The sequence below is a fragment of the Micromonospora sp. NBRC 101691 genome, assembly GCF_030269285.1.
Taxonomy (GTDB): Bacteria; Actinomycetota; Actinomycetes; order Mycobacteriales; family Micromonosporaceae; genus Micromonospora; species Micromonospora echinospora.
In genome coordinates this window covers 1-1,059 of record NZ_BSTB01000054.1, presented here as the reverse complement: position 1 = coordinate 1,059, position 1,059 = coordinate 1, and the positions used below count along the sequence as shown (strand labels likewise).

At 71.7% G+C, this 1,059-nt stretch carries 1 protein-coding gene; it reads left to right on the top strand.

Annotated features, from left to right (window positions below):
- The coding region (locus QSK20_RS31915) for a lantibiotic dehydratase (RefSeq protein WP_285792321.1) at positions 1-1,059 on the top strand (1,059 nt) is incomplete at both ends.

The following is a 1,059-nucleotide window of genomic DNA, read 5'->3' as shown; positions in this document are numbered from 1 at the left end:
CGTGTTGGAGGCCGATTTCGTGTCGCTGACCGGTACCGCTGCCGCTCGGGAGAAGGGTTCCGGTACCGCTCCCTGCCGCGCTGTCGTCTACTCCGACAGCCGCCGCTCGGCCACCATCCGCCTCGGCACCGCCGTCCGCGACGAGCTCACTCCCCTGGGGCTCTGCCTGACCGCCGCCCGGTGGATGACCAACCGGGTCGCCGACGTGGTCGGCGCGCGGATCCGGGAGGTGTACGACCGGCTCCACGCGGCGCAGGGCGCCGTCGACCTTGGCTCCCTGTGGCTGGCCTGCCTTCCGGTGCCGCACCCGGAGTCCATCGCCGACATCACCCGCATCCAGGCCGAACTGCGGGCGCACTGGACCCGCATCATCAACGCCCCGCCCGGCGCCCGTCGGGTCCAGTTGGCCAGCGCGGACATCGCCGACGAGGTCCGGCGTACCTTCGCCGAGGCGGGCCGGGGCTGGTGGCAGGCCCGCTACGTCAGCCCGGACGTGCTGATCGCCGCCACCGACGCCGACGCGGTCGAGCGCGGCGAGTTCACCCTGGTCCTCGGCGAGCTGCACGTGGCCATGAACACCGTCGGCGCGTCACTGTTCGTCACCCAGCACCCGCACGACCTGGAGCTGCTGCACGAGACCGACCTGGACTTCCCCGGGCCGCGGGTGATGCCCCAGTTTCCCAAGGAACAACCGCCACGCTGGTCGGCGCGGAGCATACCGGCGCTGGTGCGTCCACAGGACTATCTCGTGGGAATGGTCGACTGGACCGCCGACCCGCACCGGCCCCGCACGCTACCGGCCGCCGACGTGTGGGTCGAGTCGCGCGGCGACCAGCTTGTGGTCGTACTCCCCGACGGAGCCGTCTTCCCCCTGCTGGACGTGTTCGGCAATGCCCTGACCAACCGTGTCATGGACCGCTTCTCACTGCGCGCCGAGGCGGACCACTCGCCGCGGGTGACGGTGGATCGGATGGTGGTGGCGCGGGAGTCGTGGCGGTTCGTGGCGGGTGAGTTGGGGTTCGTGGACGAGCGGGTGGAGTCGCGGCGGTTCGTGCGGGC